This is a genomic window from Fibrisoma limi BUZ 3, from assembly GCF_000296815.2.
GTDB lineage: Bacteria > Bacteroidota > Bacteroidia > Cytophagales > Spirosomataceae > Fibrisoma > Fibrisoma limi.
In genome coordinates this window covers 1,716,157-1,733,228 of record NZ_CAIT01000006.1, presented here as the reverse complement: position 1 = coordinate 1,733,228, position 17,072 = coordinate 1,716,157, and the positions used below count along the sequence as shown (strand labels likewise).

At 56.3% G+C, this 17,072-nt stretch carries 16 protein-coding genes; all 16 read right to left on the bottom strand.

Features of this window, described 5'->3' with window-relative positions:
• Positions 1-146: 146 nt before the first annotated feature.
• Positions 147-2,621: a LysM peptidoglycan-binding domain-containing protein gene (locus BN8_RS15140; RefSeq protein WP_009282782.1), complete on the bottom strand. Its 2,475-nt coding sequence runs from the start codon at positions 2,619-2,621 to the stop codon at positions 147-149.
• A 41-nt stretch (positions 2,622-2,662) separates the two neighbouring features.
• Positions 2,663-3,304: an O-methyltransferase gene (locus BN8_RS15135; RefSeq protein WP_009282781.1), complete on the bottom strand. Its 642-nt coding sequence runs from the start codon at positions 3,302-3,304 to the stop codon at positions 2,663-2,665.
• A 226-nt stretch (positions 3,305-3,530) separates the two neighbouring features.
• Positions 3,531-3,893, bottom strand: coding sequence for a DUF2237 family protein (locus BN8_RS15130; RefSeq protein ID WP_009282780.1), 363 nt, complete (start codon positions 3,891-3,893; stop codon positions 3,531-3,533).
• 109 nt (positions 3,894-4,002) lie between these two features.
• Positions 4,003-4,455, bottom strand: coding sequence for a D-aminoacyl-tRNA deacylase (gene dtd, locus BN8_RS15125; RefSeq protein WP_009282779.1), 453 nt, complete (start codon positions 4,453-4,455; stop codon positions 4,003-4,005).
• A gap of 15 nt (positions 4,456-4,470) precedes the next feature.
• On the bottom strand, positions 4,471-5,367 hold the full coding sequence (locus BN8_RS15120; RefSeq protein ID WP_009282778.1) for a class I SAM-dependent methyltransferase: 897 nt from the start codon (positions 5,365-5,367) through the stop codon (positions 4,471-4,473).
• Positions 5,355-6,575 (bottom strand): glycosyltransferase family 4 protein, encoded by a 1,221-nt coding sequence (locus tag BN8_RS31775; protein ID WP_009282777.1) that lies wholly within the window; start codon positions 6,573-6,575, stop codon positions 5,355-5,357. Before BN8_RS31775 ends, BN8_RS15120 begins: the two co-directional genes overlap by 13 nt.
• An 11-nt stretch (positions 6,576-6,586) precedes the next feature.
• Complete coding sequence (locus BN8_RS15110) at positions 6,587-7,390, bottom strand: glycosyltransferase (RefSeq protein WP_009282776.1); 804 nt, start codon at positions 7,388-7,390, stop codon at positions 6,587-6,589.
• A gap of 206 nt (positions 7,391-7,596) precedes the next feature.
• The gene (locus tag BN8_RS15105) at positions 7,597-7,986 is read right to left on the bottom strand and encodes a nuclear transport factor 2 family protein (RefSeq protein ID WP_192579052.1); all 390 of its coding nucleotides are present in this window, start codon (positions 7,984-7,986) and stop codon (positions 7,597-7,599) included.
• Between the two features lie 48 nt (positions 7,987-8,034).
• Positions 8,035-8,778 (bottom strand): nuclear transport factor 2 family protein, encoded by a 744-nt coding sequence (locus BN8_RS15100; protein WP_009282774.1) that lies wholly within the window; start codon positions 8,776-8,778, stop codon positions 8,035-8,037.
• A 37-nt stretch (positions 8,779-8,815) separates the two neighbouring features.
• On the bottom strand, positions 8,816-10,204 hold the full coding sequence (locus BN8_RS15095; protein WP_009282773.1) for a DUF418 domain-containing protein: 1,389 nt from the start codon (positions 10,202-10,204) through the stop codon (positions 8,816-8,818).
• 116 nt (positions 10,205-10,320) lie between these two features.
• A complete protein-coding gene (locus tag BN8_RS15090) occupies positions 10,321-10,755 on the bottom strand; it encodes a TonB family protein (protein WP_009282772.1) in 435 nt (144 codons plus the stop codon).
• Positions 10,756-10,829: 74 nt separating this feature from the next.
• Entirely contained in the window at positions 10,830-12,182 is a 1,353-nt protein-coding gene (gene mgtE / locus BN8_RS15085; protein WP_009282771.1) for a magnesium transporter, read from the bottom strand.
• Positions 12,183-12,253: 71 nt separating this feature from the next.
• Complete coding sequence (gene rsmA / locus BN8_RS15080) at positions 12,254-13,087, bottom strand: 16S rRNA (adenine(1518)-N(6)/adenine(1519)-N(6))-dimethyltransferase RsmA (protein ID WP_009282770.1); 834 nt, start codon at positions 13,085-13,087, stop codon at positions 12,254-12,256.
• A 51-nt stretch (positions 13,088-13,138) separates the two neighbouring features.
• Positions 13,139-14,149, bottom strand: coding sequence for a tetratricopeptide repeat protein (locus tag BN8_RS15075; protein WP_144051672.1), 1,011 nt, complete (start codon positions 14,147-14,149; stop codon positions 13,139-13,141).
• A complete protein-coding gene (locus BN8_RS15070) occupies positions 14,136-14,801 on the bottom strand; it encodes an RNA polymerase sigma factor (RefSeq protein ID WP_040005835.1) in 666 nt (221 codons plus the stop codon). Before BN8_RS15070 ends, BN8_RS15075 begins: the two co-directional genes overlap by 14 nt.
• A gap of 42 nt (positions 14,802-14,843) precedes the next feature.
• Positions 14,844-17,066, bottom strand: coding sequence for a caspase family protein (locus BN8_RS31770; protein WP_009282767.1), 2,223 nt, complete (start codon positions 17,064-17,066; stop codon positions 14,844-14,846).
• Between the last annotated feature and the right edge of the window lie 6 nt (positions 17,067-17,072).

The window sequence follows — 17,072 nt, the reverse complement described above, 5'->3', positions numbered from 1 at the left end:
AAATAAGCCGCTTACACTACCGACTAAATCAATGGAACGGTCGGGCTTGACAACCGGATATTTACTGGACGGTGGGTAACACAAAAGCCGCTGGTAAACGTACCGGCGGCTTTTGTCAACTTCTTGTTATCGTACTGGCTGAATCTTTATTCCGTTGGCTTCACAATCTTAATTTTCTGACCCTCCTTGACGCCGACGTCGGTCAGGGAATTCCACTCCTGAATCTGCTCAATTGTCACGTTGTATTGCTTAGAAATACGGAACATCGTTTCGCCCTTCTCGACGGTGTGGTAGATCACGTCCTGCTTAGGTTGCAGCGCCGACCGCGACGGCTGCACAATCCGGCCACCGGGTGTCAGCTTCACCGTCAGTTGCTGACCCACCGCCAGCCGGTCGTCGACGGTCAGGTTGTTGAGCGACAGCAGTTCGTCGACGGTCAGGCCGTAGAGTTTCGAAATGCTGTAGTACGTCTGGCCAGCTTCAACCGTGTGTTTGTTGTTGCTGCTTGCCGTACTGGTCGATGGCGTAACCGTCGGGCGCTCGGTCGGCGTCACGGAAGGCGATACCGGCTTGGGCTCGGGCTTCGATGGAGTTGTTACGTTCGGAGACGATTCCGCCGGACGCGTTTCCGTTTTTGGGGTGTTTACGGCTACATCTTCGGTAGGCCGTGTCGTAACGGGGCGGCTGGTAGTACCGGTCGGCGTAACGGGGGGCTGCTCTACGCCCTTACCCTTGTCGATCTGCGCGAAAGGCGATTCTTCTTCCGCGGGTTGGGTTTTAGCCTGCACCGTCGAGGTTACCTTGGTCGCAGGCGCCGGGCGGGTGGTCGCTGACTGGCTGCGTTCCGGCGTACTGGTCGTCGTAGCGCGGTTCGGAGTCACGTCGGTGGATTCCGTAACCGGCGCTGAGTCCGGGGTCCGCACAATCACGATGCGCTGCGATCCGTCCGGTTCCGTTGTCCGGTTGCTGGTGGACGTAGTGGGTGTACTGCTTGGGAAGCCACCGGTCGATGCCCGGGATGAGGGCGTTGTTTCGGCTGGTCGCTCCGTACGGGTAGGTGGCGGAGTGGTACGCGCCGAAGTCGGCTGTTCGACCGTAGCGGGCTGTGAATCCGGCGACTGATCGTCGGGGCTGATGCCACCCGTTGCGAGTTTTGGCTGGTAAAGTTTCCGCTCCGAGGCATTCCGTGGTACGTTGGTGCTGCCGCTTACCGGACGGCTCGGCCCGTTGTTCATAGCCACGTCAGGCCGGGCCACGTCAGGCCGACCAGCGGGCGTTGGGGTTTTGTCGTAGACCGGCGGGGTCGGCGAGTTGATGATCTCGATGGGTTTGCTGGCTGGTCGGCGTTCGCGGAGCCACATTACCCGACCAACGGCCAGCTTCTGCACCCGGTCGAGCCGGTTGTAGCGCATGAGTTTCTTCAGCCGGATGCCGTAGCGCTGCGAGATCGAACGGGCCGTTTCGCCTTCGCGGACGTTGTGGAACGGTACCAGTGCTTTCTTCCGCTTTTTGGCCAGGTAGTACACGTCATTGACGATAACCGGATCGCGTTCGCTCATGTCGTTGTAGCGCAAAAAGCTCGACAGGCTGATTTTAGCTTTGCGGGATAGCGAAGCCGCGTTGTCTCCTGCCTGCGCCTGAATCCCCGGCAGACCGTTGATTTCGTACAGTACCGGGTCATTTTTAGAGCCCTGGCCGATATTCACCCGCCGAAGCACCGGAAACCCTACGTCGTTCTGGACAAACTCCGGCGTTTTCTTATCACTGACGCTGACAATCTTCTGCCGAATGTCATTGATCTGGTTACTGGCCACGGGTATAGCCATGACGTACGCCTTGTCGTTGGGAATCACTTCGGCCGCCAGCCAGCGGTTATACTTCCTGATCTCATACTCATCGACGCCCAGCTCGGCCGCTACCGACTGGATGGTACGTCCACCGCCGTTGGGGTATTCCAGCAGCGCAATCGTATTCGTTGAGCGGTGCGTGGGCAGGGCGCTTTCAATGGCAATTTTGTGGGCAAAGAAGCGCAGGATATAACGGTCAGTGCGACCGTCGAGGGTGATTTCGCGGGCGTAGGACCAGTCCGGGGGAATCAGTTTGGCAATGCCCCCTGCGCCGAGGTAATACGAGTAAAGCGACGCCACCCAGTTGTTGAACTGAGCGTTGTTTTTCTTGATGTATTTGGCAGCCCCACGAGTCGACGCCGTGATGCTCTTGCGCTCGTCAACGTCGTCGTCGACACGCAGGCCGTGGTCCATAGCTGTTTCGCGCTTGAACTGCCAGAAACCGACGGCCATCGATGATGAAACAGCATCGGGCGTGAGGGAGCTTTCCTGCACGGCTAGGTACTTGAAATCGGTGGGTACGTCTTCATCGACCAGAATGGCTTCGATAATGGGGAAGTACAGCACAACCCGGTCGAGTTTGGCGTTCCAGTACTGCCGATTCGACAGCAGGGCGTTCACGTCCTGTTGAATAATGCGACGGGCGCCATTGTCCAGGCGCACCGAAATATCGGCAAAGGTTACGCGGTCGGGAATGGGGGGGGCGGCTATCTGGGCCAGCGCAGCCACGAGGCTTACCAGGAACAGCAGCGGGGTTAGGACCAGTTTTTTCATAAGCTTGCAATCACGGTCAAAGTCATCAAATTTACTTGGCGTCACAGTTTACGGATCACGAACAGTCCGTCACGAATCGGTAGCAGCACATTTTCCACACGCGGATCGTCCTGAATTTTTTGGTTGAAGTCCAGCACGGCCCGCGTCTCCTTATCCGATGGTTTCACCGGTTCGACCACCTTACCACTCCACAGCACATTGTCGGCCAGCAGAAACCCACCCGGCCGCACCTTGTCGATCACCAGGTCAAAATATAGCGCGTAGTTCAGTTTGTCGGCGTCGATAAACACCAGGTCGAACGTATCGGTAAGCGTGGGAATAACATCCGCAGCCTGCCCGAGCCGGAAATCAATTTTCGAGCCCAGCGGGGACTGCTGCCAGTAGGAGCGGGCAAAGTCTTCGAGTTCTTCGTTGTTGTCGAGTGTAATCAACAGGCCGTCGTCGGTCAGTCCTTCGGCCAAGCACAGCGCCGAGTAGCCGGTATACGTACCGATTTCGAGAACCCGCCGGGGACGGATCATCCAGGAAAACATGGAGAGGAGCCGCCCCTGAACATGACCCGACAACATTCGGGGCCGCAGCACATGGGCGTGGGTGTTGCGGTTCAGTTGGCGCAGCAGGTCGCTTTCGGGCGAGGTGTGCGCATCGGCATAAGCAGCGAGAGCGGCAGGTAAAAAATTCATTCGGTAACCCAGGCGTCACCGCCTGGGCGATGATACCAATGGGGGGTGGTTTGGGTAAAATTACAGTTTTCTGGTAAACGACTGCATTTTACCGCCTGGTATACCCGAAAAATTAGTTTTTGGATGCAATACCGGACTTTGAGTTACTGGCTGTTCGCTATTGAATTGATACAGGAATAAAAGTAGCCTATTGGCTAAGGGCCAGCAGCCGGCATCCAACAACCCATTATTCTTCAAACGCCACCCCGCGCAGCATATCGAGCGACACGTACTGCAACGCCCGTTCGTGGGTGCAGGCCAGCAGAACCGGGGGCGCTACGCCCGCGTCGTAGGCTTCCTTCCAGCGCAGGGCGCACAGGCACCACTTATCGCCAGGTTTCAGGCCGGGAAAGCGGTATTCGGGGCGGGGTGTACTGAGGTCGTTGCCCCGGCTGCGGGTAAATGTCAGAAACGCTTCGGTCATGATGGCGCAGACGACGTGGCGACCCTGGTCTTCCTCGTCCGTGCGGCAGAAACCATCGCGATAGAAGCCGGTCATAGGGCTGGTGCAGCAACTGCCAAGCTCGTGGCCAAGTACGTTTTTAGGCATGGGTTTGTGGTTTGTAGTTCGTTGTTTGTAGTTGGTGGTGTTTGAAAGTTATGGGTTAGTGGTTTTGGCATTCCCTGAACTACAAACCACGAACCACAAACCCCACCCTTCAGACCCTGTTTTTGGAGTCAATAATAATCGTTACCGGCCCGTCGTTCAGTAGCGAAACCTTCATGTCGGCCCCAAATTCGCCGGTCTGGATCGGCTGGCCAAGATCGGCCGATAGTTGCTGAATCATCTGTTCGTACAGCGGGATGGCTACGTCCGGTCGGGCGGCTTCGATAAAGCTCGGTCGGTTGCCTTTTTTGGTGCTGGCGTGAAGCGTAAACTGGCTGATGAGCAGGATGTTGCCATTGATGGCTTTCAGGTCGAGGTTCATCTTTCCCTCGTCGTCGCTGAAAATGCGCATGCCGACAATCTTCTTGCTCAGCCACTCAATATCCTCCCGGGTATCGGTGTGGGTAATACCGAGCAACACTAAAAATCCCCAGTTGATCTGACCTTTGATCTGCCCGTCGATGGTGACGGAAGCCTGCGATACGCGCTGAATGACGGCGAGCATGAACGTAGTACACGGTTATTTGACGCCCTCAATATACGCCGACGGTTCCAGTGGATAATCACCGAAAGCTGACTGGTCGAAATTATACCGATCCCAGTGGGGGATAGCTGATGTTTTATAATCCTGGATAACGATGCCGCGAAAACCAGCTTCGTTAAACTGTTTGTTTAGGAAAACCGGATCGTAATACCAGCGGTTGTTCTCGCGGCTCAGCCGCAGATACCACTGGGGTGACAGCCGATTGATGAGCTTTTGTAGAAAAACGCAGGCCGCTTTTCGATACCTGAACCCAGCGCCGGCCGGGGTGCCGTCAACGTATAGGCCTCGCCGTGCTACATCCGCTACGCGCAGGGCCGTGCTGGTCATCAGCGGATCGGCCAGGAATTCGAGCAGGTCGCCGTTGAGATCGCGCAGGTGCGTTAGGTTATATGCCTTCGATTGCAGAACCATGCCCATTTGCCCACCCGATACGGGCCGAACCGCCTGGTCGATTACGTTCAATAGCGCCCACTGATACCGGTGAAAATGGTCGGTGGTGGGGCTTTGCTGGTAGGTATCGAGCCAGGTCAGGTAATCCTGGGCAAAGAAAGCCAGGTCGGGTGTCGACAGGCGACAGACCCCACCCGGCTTCAGCACCCGGTACATTTCCCGCGCCACCCGGTCGCCGTCGGCAACGGACAGGTGTTCCGCTACGTGGAAGCTATACACGTTGTCGAATGTCTGATCCGGAAAGGGCAGGGGTTTCGCCAGGGATAGGTTGATCAGATTTGGCTCGTCAGGATAGGGCAGCGACGTATAACGAACATGGCTCCACTCCCTGGCCAGTACCCGCCGTTCGGGTACGTAAAACAGCGATTCCGTACGCCAGATAAGGAGGTTTTTTTGTCCATACGAATTCGTTACGAGTTGCATAGAGAACGTTGGGTTACGGATTGGCAGATGGTGGTAAAGCGTTGGGCAAACTGGCCGATGCGTTGCTGATACGTACGCTCAGCCGTGGCTTCCGTGCTCGAATCAGGCCCGGGTTTAAGCGACGGCCAGTACGTTTCAAGACATTCAGCGAGGGCATTGGCCGAGTGCGGATCAAACAAGGTGGTTTGTGGGGTGATCTGCTCATGGTGCATCGGGATGTCGGACGCAAAGACCCGTTTGCCCAGCGACCGGCAATCTTCCAGCAGGGCACTCCATCCTTCAAACAACGATGGTTGTACAATGGCCGCAGCCCCGCGCATCAACTGCACCTGATCAGGACGGGGCAGCAGCCCAAGAATGCGAATGGCACTGTCGAGCCGGTGTTCGGTGATGAACTGCTGTAATTGCTGAAAGTAGGCCGGCGCGCGGTAGTCGTGCGGGGAGCCGGTGCAGACGAGTACCAGATCGTCTACCCCCCGCTGCCGGAGCAGGCGAATGGCCTCAAACAGCAGGGCGTGATTCTTATGCTTCCAGAACTGACTGGGAAACAGCAGGTATTTTTCCGGTAAACCATATTGCTGGCGGTACGTTGCTACGTCCGGTTCGGACCAGTGCTGGTCGAGGTACATCGTGAACGGCAATACGGCCACTTTATGAGCATAAGCCGGATACAAGCGTACCGCATCGGTATAGCTAAACTGATTGCTGACGATCACCGTATCGGAAAGGCGCATCAGACGCTCAAAGACCCGATTACGAAACGCGATTTCCTTCGCCGGAAAAAACTGGGGCAGGTGAACGTGCTGAAAATCGGTGATCCAGCTTACCTGCCGAACCGACCGGTGCGGGGCAATGATGTCATTGGCCGGAAAGATCGCATCAATCCGCAGCTCTCGTAACAAACGCGGAAAATCATTCGTCGGATAAGCCAGCTTCCGTTCTAAAATGGCTTTACGGAGTACGTAACGGAGTCGATTGGACCATTCGGGGCGTAACGAAGGAAAATAATCGAGTGCATAAAGGCCCTGAACATATGGCCGTACGGGTTGATAATGATCAGGGCTGTGTTGTTCCCGGCGCAGCAGCAGGTGGAAGGCGGCCTGTTGGTCGGGAGGGAGCAGGCTGTTACCGTACAACAATCCCTGCTGGTAATGAACCCCGGCTATCCATCGTGCATTGCCGTAGCCGATCAAACCAATGTTGTTCATGCGTGCGCCGGTTATAAGGTAGACAACAAAGACAGCGCCTGCGCCAGTCGTCGACGCAGCCGGACTTTCAGATTCAGCAGGCCCCAGCGCCGACGAAGTAGCCAACTGTTGCGCTCAAAAAAGTCCAGCAGCCGCATCCAGCCCAATACCGGCCCATGAAACAGTTGCTGGTGGATTTGCTCTATCTCCGTAAAACACCTTTCCGGATCGCGGCTGCTGATACCCCGTTCGCCGAATAAGGCCACGACTTCCGGTACCACCTGACAGGACAAACCCGCGAGCGCCAGCCGGAGGTGCAGTTCGCGATCGGCCGCGATTTGCCAGGCAGGGTTGTAGCGGAACTGCTCAAAAACCGAACGATGATAGAATGTCCCCTGATGATGCAACCGGCATTGCAGCCAGTAGGGTGAGCCGAATTGAGGGTGCATTACGTAGCCCTGCTCGGCATACTGAACGCTGCCCGCCACCACCTTCGCCCGGGTTTCGGTCATGACGTTGCTTATGGTCGCCAGGGTGGATGCGTCGCGAAGCTGGTCGTCGCAGCCCATAAAGTACAACCATTGTCCGCGAGCTTGCTCAATGCCAGTGTTCATGCTGGCGTAAAGGCCCAGACCCGGGCAGACCAGCAGGTGAAGCTGGGGCAGTGCGCTTTTATAGCCAGCAAGAATGGACATAGTACGGTCACGACTGCCTCCATCGACAACGATCACCTCATAGTCCCTAAACACCTGTTTGGTCAGACTACGGAAGCAGCGATCGAGGGTTGATTCACCGTTGAGTACCGGAATGATGATTGAAACTAATGGAGCGTACACTAACCAAACATACTATACGATTACGCAAGTAAAGCAAATTTCTGCTTTGTAACCTACTCGGCGTTGAGTTAACGGTAACTCAATAATATACTTTTACTTCAATACGACAAGAGTAGTTACGTATAGCTAGCTGGTTTCCTTCAATTCATCAACATCTGGGGGCGTAATCTGCGTAGGGATTACGCCCCAAACAAGTCATGTGCTGCTTAAGGCCGGTAATCGAAGTACACCCGGGCGATTTTGCCAGCCTCAATTTTGTACGTTACAATGGAGTTGACTACGCGGCCATCCGAGCGGCCCGTTACTTTTTCGGCCAGCACGACCGTATTGCCAACGGACAACTGACTGATCACCTCGCAATGAACACCGGGATTTTTGGCAAAAAACTGGGCGTAATACTGTTGAAGCTCCTGCCGGGATTTGAACCGCTGTGTCAGCTTATCCGGAAAGACGTACAACCGGGTGGTGTCGCTGTAAGGAGCGGCAAAAGCCTCGGCATCGTGCCGGTTCCAGGCGTCTATCTGCTGCTGAACCAAGCGTTCCGGCGTGGGAGCATTGCTCGTTTGTCCGGCTGCCATGTTGGCTAGCAAGAGCATTCCAACTATTACCAGTAATTCTGCCCGTAACATCAGATTGTTTTACGTTTATTTGATCTTCTCAGCCCGCCAGCCTTCCTGTCCGCCAACTCGATACGCTGCGTGGATGGTTCGCCCAGTTTGATCTTTACGGAAAATCAGCTCATCAGTCCCGTCGAAGCCGCCCGCGTCGCTGTACTGGATAAAGGTCGTATCGGATTGGGGGATCAGTTCGAACCGGGGGCGAAAGGGGATGTTCCCGATCAGCGTATCGCCGGCTTGACTGATGGTGAGTACACGGTTCGGGTCGATTTGGTAAACGCCGACCATGGCCCTGTAGCTGGTTGGGTTAATGGCAACGGCTTTCGGCCGGTCGGGGAGCTTCGTGGACTGTGAACTGGCCAACTGCCACTGCCCGCCTACCTTAACGTACACCGCCGTGTTGAGGCCACGGTCTTCGCGGTTCAGGGCCTTAAGGTAAAAGATCGTACGCGAAAAGCGGATGGCGGTGTGATTGCCGTAGATGCGCAACGGTTCGTTGATCCGTTTCAGGTCCGCCCGCTGACGCGCCAGTCGGCCGGCAGCCGCCAGTTCCAGGTATTCCTGACGCGTATCTACTTTACCAAAACCGTGGATAAACGTGAAGCCCTCGGCCAGCAGGCGGTCAAGCGTTGCCCGGTCCCGCCGGACCAATGCTTCGGTTATTTCACGCTCAACGGCTTCAACCGCCTGAATGGCCTGGGATACGGTTTGCCCATGTAGCCGGGGCATGGTGCCGCCGAGCGTAGCGATCAGCACAAGTACGATTTTCATAGCGGTTCTCCGTTTAATTGTACCGTGGGGCGTATCACTAAGTCGCCGACGCTACGATCAGGGGTTGCTCATCAACGTCACGCTGCATGGGCTGCCGTTTCCAGTACGTCAGTGAGCGCCATACCCATTCCAGCGGTCCCATGCGAAAATACCGGAGCCAGATAGCCGAAAAGAGGATCTGGAATACCCAGATACCCGCCACAACGTAGTAGAGCTCATGAAAAGCCAGCTTGCCGTAGTAGCCCAGGCCGTAGCCGTAGAAAATCAGCGTACAGATCATCGACTGCATCAGGTAGTTACTGAACGCCATCTGACCAACGTTCGCCAGCGCCTGCATCAGCCAGGGCACTACGTTGGAGCGGAAGAGCAGGAGCAGCAGACTGGCATGACCCAGCGCCGTAGCGGCACGGCGAATCTGATACAGGGCCTGAAACGGAAACGAATCAGAGTCAATAACCCGACCCGGGTTTTTGACAAAAGCAACCTGATCCTGAAACGCCAGCCACCCCAGGGTGAGGCCGATGCCGTAGCCGGCGATGAGCGTTATGACGTACAGGCGGGTTGGTAACTTGTTGGAAAAGAAACCCAGTTTAAACAACGCCATACCGATGAAGATCATAGCCAGCGCATCCCAGATGTAATCGTGGTAAAATTTAGTCGACTCAAATTTGACGTTAATCGGCATCAGAAAGGTAAACACCGTTGCGTAGCTCCCCCGCATGTTGGTGATAATCTCGGCATCTTTTTTCGGATCAGGTTTTACCCGTTTCTCCAGGGCAACCCAGGCTTCTTTGGCTTTCGTCTGCTCCGGCGTCAGCTTCTTTTTCTGCTTTTCGAGTTGCAGAGCGGTCAGGTAGCCTTGCCGGTTTTGCTTGGTTTCCAGTCCCTTCATCAGTCCTTTTCCAAACAGAATAACAATACACAGTCCGGCGATGAGTAACAGGCGGACCGGTTTCATCTTCCGGAACGGAAATAACAGTAAGCCGCAGATACCGTAGGTGTAGAGGATATCGCCAGGCCAGAGCAGAATGAACGCGTTGAATAGCCCAAACACCACCAGCCAGAGCGTCCGGCGGTAGTAATAATCAGCCACCCCGTAGAGGTGATCCGGCCGGTCGGGTTTGGCCAGAAACAGCAGGGCGCTGGCCCCAAACAGCATGGAGAACAATGCCCGCATCGTGCCCTCAAAAATCGTCGATACCACGGCATTGGTTTGGTAATCGATATGCGCTGAGGGCAGGCTTAGCAGGGTAACCGCGTGGGTGAACGGCAGACCAAAATACGGAATGTTCATCAGCAGAATGCCCAGCAAGGCAAAACCCCGGATGACGTCGATGGTTTTGATGCGCTCCGTGCGCAGTACAGGACGGATAGTCGGGCGCTCCGGCGCTTCGTCGGCCGTGAGAGAAAGGGTAACGGTTTCCATGTTGACAGATTAAGATTCTGTAAAGTAACGTACTGTCAATCAAGGATTACTGCGTAGTTCTACGCCATATTCGTCCCACGGTCTGGTTTTTAGGGAACGGTAAAACAGGTGGTGCCTTAGCGCTGAGCGTTATACGCACAACCTTCCGGGCAGAACTCAACCGGAATCACGACGTTGACGCGTAGCGGATGCCCGTCCTGAGCGCCGGGTTGCCAGCGGGGCATCAACCGTACTACCCGCAACGCTTCGTTGATGAAGTCTTCCCGCCGACCGTAGTGCAGCCGAATGTTGGACAACGCCCCGTCTTTTTCAACCGTAACCTGAACGAAAACCCGGTCACGAATCCTCTCGTTCAGGGCCGTAGCCGGATACCGAACGGATGTGCGCAGATAGTCCCGCAGGGCATCAATACCACCCGGAAACTGAGGGGGCGTTTCCACAATCATGTAGGCCGTTGTATCCCGGTCCCATTTGTTGGCAGATTCGGCGGATTGACCAATAACAAGCAGTGGCTTGATGGCGAGAACAAGGAGGAACAGGACCGTACGCATGATTAATGGATGCGAGCTGCGCCTGTTTTGCACAACGATAGCCGCGCTACCGTAGCGCGGCTATCGTTTTACGATTATAATTCTGCCAGCAGGGCGTCGGCGATGAGGAAGTAGACACCAATGCCGATCAGGTCGTTGGCGGTGGTAATAAACGGCCCCGAAGCCACAGCCGGGTTGATACCAATTCGATTCAGAAGGAGCGGAGTGACCGTACCCATGAAGGACGCCAGCAGTACGACCGCCAGCAGCGACATAGCGACAACAAAAAACAGGCGCGGTTCGCCAATGAGGAAGGTGTACGTACCGGCAATCAGCCCAACCACCAGCCCGTTGATGATCGCGACCAGCAGGGTACGCAGCAGCCGCTGGCCCAGCGTAGCGTTCAGGCCGGACGTATCGGAGAGGCTTTGCAGAATCAGCGATGAGGTCTGAATACCGACATTACCGCCCGTTGACCCGATGATGGGAATGAAAGCCGCCAGGGCCGCAATTTTGCCCAGTTCGCTCTGAAACCCGTTGATGACCGTAGCGGCCAGCAGACTGCCGACAGCCCCGGCCACCAGCCACGGAAGCTGAACCTTCGACCGCGCCCAGATGGTGTCGTCTTCTTCTACCTCACCCGACAGACCCGAAATGACCTGAATGTCCTCTTCGGCCTGTTCGGTGATTAAGTCCACAATATCATCAATGGTGATCCGACCCAGCAGACGTTTCTGCACGTTAACCACCGGCACAGCATCCAGGTCATATTTCTGCATGACTTCGGCTACCTCAGCCGCCGGGCGGTACGTCTCCACGTATACGATGTCGTCGTCGTAAATGTCGGCGATCCGGGCGGTTTTGCGGGCCAGTACAATTTTCTTGAGCGATACCAGGCCCAGTAGTTTACCCAGATCATCAACCACGTAGACCGCGTACACGTTTTCTACGTTTTCGGCCTGATCGCGAATCTCCTCAATGCAGGCGTTAACGGTCAGATTAACGCTAATCTTAATCAGCTCCTTCTGCATCAGACCGCCCGCTACGTCCTCGTCGTAATGGAGCAGATCGAGGATAAAGCGGGCCTGTTCGCGGTCTTCGAGCAGCGCAATGACTTCTTCCCGCACCTGAATGGGCTGCTCATTCAGTACGTCCACGGCGTCGTCGGAATCCATCTGGTTGATGAACGGAGCGAGTTCTTCCGACGTAAAGGTTTTCAGTAAATCGACGCGTACGGTTGGATCGAGGTTGGAAATGATTTCAGCCCCTACGGTATGGTCGAGAAGGTTAAGTAAATAATGGGCCTGGTCCGTATCGAGTTCGTACAGAATCCCCGAAATATCAGCCGGATACAGGTCTTCCATCTCAACCCGGAGCGTCGTGTCGTCTCCGGCTTCGATGGCCGTCTGGATACGTTCAAGGTATTCTTTGGTAAGTTCGAATGTCATTTTGAAAGGGAAGAAAGGGGAAGAGGGATAAAGAAGGAAAGGGTGGGGAAATGCCCGGTCCCTTTCGTCCGTTATCCCTCTTCTCCCTTTCCTCCGCCCGGCGGCCCGGCTTTTTCCATCAACTGCGTCAAATCCACAAAATCGGCCACACTCAGTTGTTCGGCGCGTTTATCCATGAAGGGGCTGTCGGCTGCGGCCTCCGTTAAACCTAAAGGTTTGAGCGCGTTCCGCAGGGTTTTCCGGCGCTGATTGAACCCGGCTTTGACAACCTGCTTAAATTTTCGCTCGTCGCAGGCCAATTGGTCAACCGCATTGCGCCGGAGCGTAATCACGCCCGAATGCACCTTGGGCGGTGGATTGAACACCCCCGGCTCCACCGTAAATTCATAGTGAATGTCGTACCAGGCTTGCAGCAGTACGCTTAAAATGCCGTAGTCTTTGTTGCCCGGCCCCGACGCAATGCGCTGGGCCACTTCCCGTTGCAACATGCAGACGACCTCCGGTACCTGGTCCCGGATGTCGAGAATGCGGAAGAAAATCTGGCTGGATATGTTGTATGGGAAATTGCCGATAACCGCAAACGGTTCATCCCCGAAATAATCGGGCTTCAGGTTCAGGAAGTCGCCTTCGATGATGCGGTTTTCGAGGGCGGGTACGGTTTCGCGGAGGTACACCACCGATTCGTGGTCAATTTCGACGACCTTGATGCTGTAGGCGGTTTGCGGTAGGAGAAACTGCGTCAGTACGCCCGTTCCCGGTCCAATTTCCAGTACGTTCCGGTAGTTACCATGCCCGCTCAGCAACTCGGCAATGCGCCGGGCAATGCTCAGGTCTTTCAGGAAATGCTGACCAAGATTCTTTTTGGGCTTTACGTACACGGGACCACGGGTTAAATACGGGCGCAAAGGTACGGCTTTACCCTGTTTTTCCCGCCGATGGTCAGAAAGCTTTCCGGTTTACTGTAACTGATTCAGCAGTTTTTGGGCGTCGTTCCGATACGGATGGTTCGGACTGGCCGAGATCTGGTTCAGCAATCGTTTGCCGGGAGCTGGCTGATTCAGTTGCAGATAACTTAACGCACTGTACCAGTCGGCGGCTTCGCGCAGAGGGGCCTTTACCTTATTCAGTACGCGCAGCGCCTGTTCGGGCTGACCGTTTCGCAGGTAGCTCAATCCGGTGTAAAACTGCCGGTACGTATCGAGTCGCCGGTTCGTCGCTGCGTTGGCAGTCGTAGTGGCCGATTCCGTCGGGGCTGCACCAAACAGCGGCTCATCGTCTGCTACGGCCGTATCGGTGGTCGGGGCCGGTGCGTCGGCCGGGCGGGGTTTGGTGGCCTGGGGCCGGACGCGGCTCAGCAGGCGCAGAGCGGCAGCCGGGTCATCGTTGTCAAGCGCGTCGATGGCCGACCGGAGTTCAGCCGGGGCTTGTCCCGCCAGGCGGGGGCGATCGTTGAGATACGGTCGGCTCTGTTCGCGCGTACTGGGCGTTACGGTGGGTACGGAAGTTTTTTCAGGTTCGGTCGTCGGCTCGGCCGGGCGGGTTGGTGTGGGTTCAGTACGCTGCACAACAACCGGTTTTTCGTCTGTTGTCTGGCGGAGTGAGAACCAGATGCCAAGGCTAAGCACAACCGTGCCGATGGCCGCGGCTGCGAGCCATACGGGGCGGAACGAGCGCCGACCGACCGACTGGTCGGTAGGGAGCGGCATCACCCGGCCGTCCTGATCGGCTGGTGCACTCGGTGTTTCATTCGCTGCCTGACTACGTAACTGCTGGTTAATGGCTTCAACCGTTTCGCGGGTACGTAGCTGCTGGTAATTTTGAATGAATGAGCGAAACCACTCCACCTCAGCCGCAAAATCGGACTCGTTGCGTAGCCGCTCTTCAAGGGCCTGTTTTTCGGACTCCGTCAGTTGGTTATGAAGGTACGCATCAATTTGCGCGTAGTCCGCTTCGCTAAATGCCATCACTTGACAACATGTTTAGAGCCCCGGATTGTCGGAGCTGTTTTATGGCTTTGTATTTTAGATTATAGACGTTTCGTATGTCAGACTGCATCCGCTCGGCCACCTCCTTGTCCGACAGTTCCTGGAAGTAGGATAGCTCGATAGCGATGCGTTGTTGCTGCGGCAGTTGTTCTACGGCCTGCCGCAGTATTTTTTGGTAATGACGGCTGGTTTCGTCGTCCATCAGGGCTTCTTCCACACTCGCCTGGGGATCGGTGAGGGTCGGATTCCAGTCGGCCCCGGTCCAGTCCATGGTATTGGTAGTCCGGAAGGTTTCCTGGCGGTAGCGGTCGATGGCGGCCATGCTGCACATCTGATACAGAATGGTCGTGAACTTCACCTGCCGGGTGGCTGGGTCGCTGAAGCGGCCCGCTGCGATGCGCTCCGAAAACCGGCCGAGCTGTTCGTGAAAGATATCCTCAGCCACTTCATCCGATTCTGTCGCAACTACATTTCTTATTCGTTGGCGAATCTGATTTATAATCATCGACCGGGCTTTTTGTATGAAACATTCCCAGGCCCGGTTATACCTCCGCATACCATCCTGCCGACAGAAAGCCCGGTATTGTGCTTCCTGATCATCAAATTCAGAACAGGGGATTGACGGCTGACTCATGAAGGTATCGTGTGGAAGTAGTTGAGTAAAGGGCTTTGGCGCTTAATAGCGCCGGCTTTTCGGCGTTCGGTTCGGTTCCGGTTTACGGTCTATACCCGTTTGTCCGGCCGGACTGGCCGGGGGCTGAACCGGAACGACTGCCGGGGTCACTTCGGCTGGAGCGACTCCCGTAGGCGTAGCGCCCAGTTCGGGTGTTTTGTCGGTCAGATAAAATACCGGAAAATCGCCCGATTCTCCTGGCTTGAACTGCGGGTGCTGATCCTGCTGCAAAACTGTACGGACCAGATCCGGAACGCGGGTCTGCAAATACTGATACAGTTCCTGGACCGTCACGACGGCATCCCGGTTGACATCGGCCTTGCCATGTTCCAGGGCTTCTGAAATGGCTTCGGTAAACGCGCCGTTCTGCCAGGCTTCGTTTTCGTACGACAATTCGTTCTGGCCGCTGCTGCTGACTACCGCCAGACCCGGGGGGGCGTCGGCAATCAAACGACCGGCATCGGCCATATCAACGCCCGCCTTGCTGCCTTCGGGCATCGAAATGCCACCGCTGTGGCAGGCATCCAGTAAAACTACTTTTTTGCACGTAAGGTTATTCAGATTGGCGATAATGTCGTCGCGGTAACTGATCGACGAACTACGCCAGGCGTTATCTGAGTACGATCGGCCCAGAATCCGGAAGTCGTTGTTTTTGATGATCCCGTGGCCCGATACGAACAGCATGACTACGTCCTGGGGCCGGATAACGTCGCCCCGGTTGCCGAGCCGTTCGAGTTCCTCGCGCAGGTCGCCGGCTTTAGTCTGCTCTTTGGCAAACAACTCCACCGCCACGCGGTCGAACAGCCGTCCCTGCTGCGTTTTGAAGATCCGGGCAATCGTCTCGGCGTCATTCTGGGTGTAGCGCAGGTTCGACTCCACCCCGAACGCATAGACGTAGAGGTTAGGCTTGTTGGCCGGGGTATAGTTGACGATGAGCTGGCGGCTACGGATCTCTTTTTGATTGGGCAACTGCACCGCCCATTCTAACGTATCGCTGCCGACGGGCAGGTTGATGGTCCGTTCGACGAGGAATTCCTGCTCGTGGTGCTTCAGCTTTGTTTCTCCCATTTTGTCGCCCTCCGGCAGGGGTTTGCCGTTCAGGTACAACCGCAGGCTCTGCCGCAGTTCGGTCGGGTTGGCTGCGGCCAGTACGGTCGCCTGTAGGTACAGGGTCGGGCTACTGGCCGTATGCGTTCGATTCTGATAGAGCAGCGGGTTGGGTTGCGTCCAGACCACCCGGGTAATGGCTCCACTGCCCGTAACGGTCCGGCCAGGGCGATCCGGCCAGATGCGCAGGCTCTGATCCACTCCACCACTGACGAGTTGCCGGGCCGATCCGAACGATACGCTGCTGACGGCGGCACTGTGGCCGGTCAGGGTTTTTTGTAACTGGCCCGTTGCGGCATCCCATACGCGTATGGTGCCGTCGTCGCTGCCGCTGGCAATCAGCCGCCCGTCGGCACTGACGGTGACAGAGCGTACGATGCTGGTGTGGCCGGTCAGGGTCTGCTCGGTGGCACCTGACTGCCAGTTCCAGACGCGGATTGTAAAGTCTGAACTGCCGGTGATGAGCTTCTGGCCGGTAGGATCAAACGTAACGGCCCGTACTGCCCGATCGTGTCCGTCAAGTGTAGCCAGGGCGCGGTTGGCCTGCCAGTCCCACACCCGGGCCGTACTGTCGGCGCTGCCGCTGGCTACGTGCCGCCCATCGGGGCTGAAGGCTACGGCCAGTACCAGGGCCTGATGACCAGTCAGTTTAGCTAAAGTCGTTGAATTACTCCAGTCCCAGACCCGCACGGCCCGGTCCCAACTACTGCTGGCCAGGCGCTTCCCGTCCGGGCTGAACGCTAGCCCTGAAACGGCGTTGGTATGCCCTTTGAGCGTTGCCAGAACCCGGCCCGAGGTCCGGTGCCAGATAAAAATCAGTCCATCGGCTCCTCCACTGGCTACCATCTGCCCATCGGGGCTGAGCGCCAGGCTGAGTACGGCACTTTTGTGTTCACTGAACCGAAGCAGGGGGCGGCTACCCGCCGTATCCCAAACCGCCACCGACTTGTCGGAACTGGCGCTGAAAACGTAGCGCCCGGTCGAATGAATTGCCACCGCGTTGATGCTCGCCCGGTGTCCCCAGAAGGCTTTTTCCTGGGCCAGAACCGGAAGGGTCGCCAGCCACAGAACGAGCGGAGCGTAGCGATGGAAAACGGTTTTTTTCGTAGCTGCTTTCATGGCAAA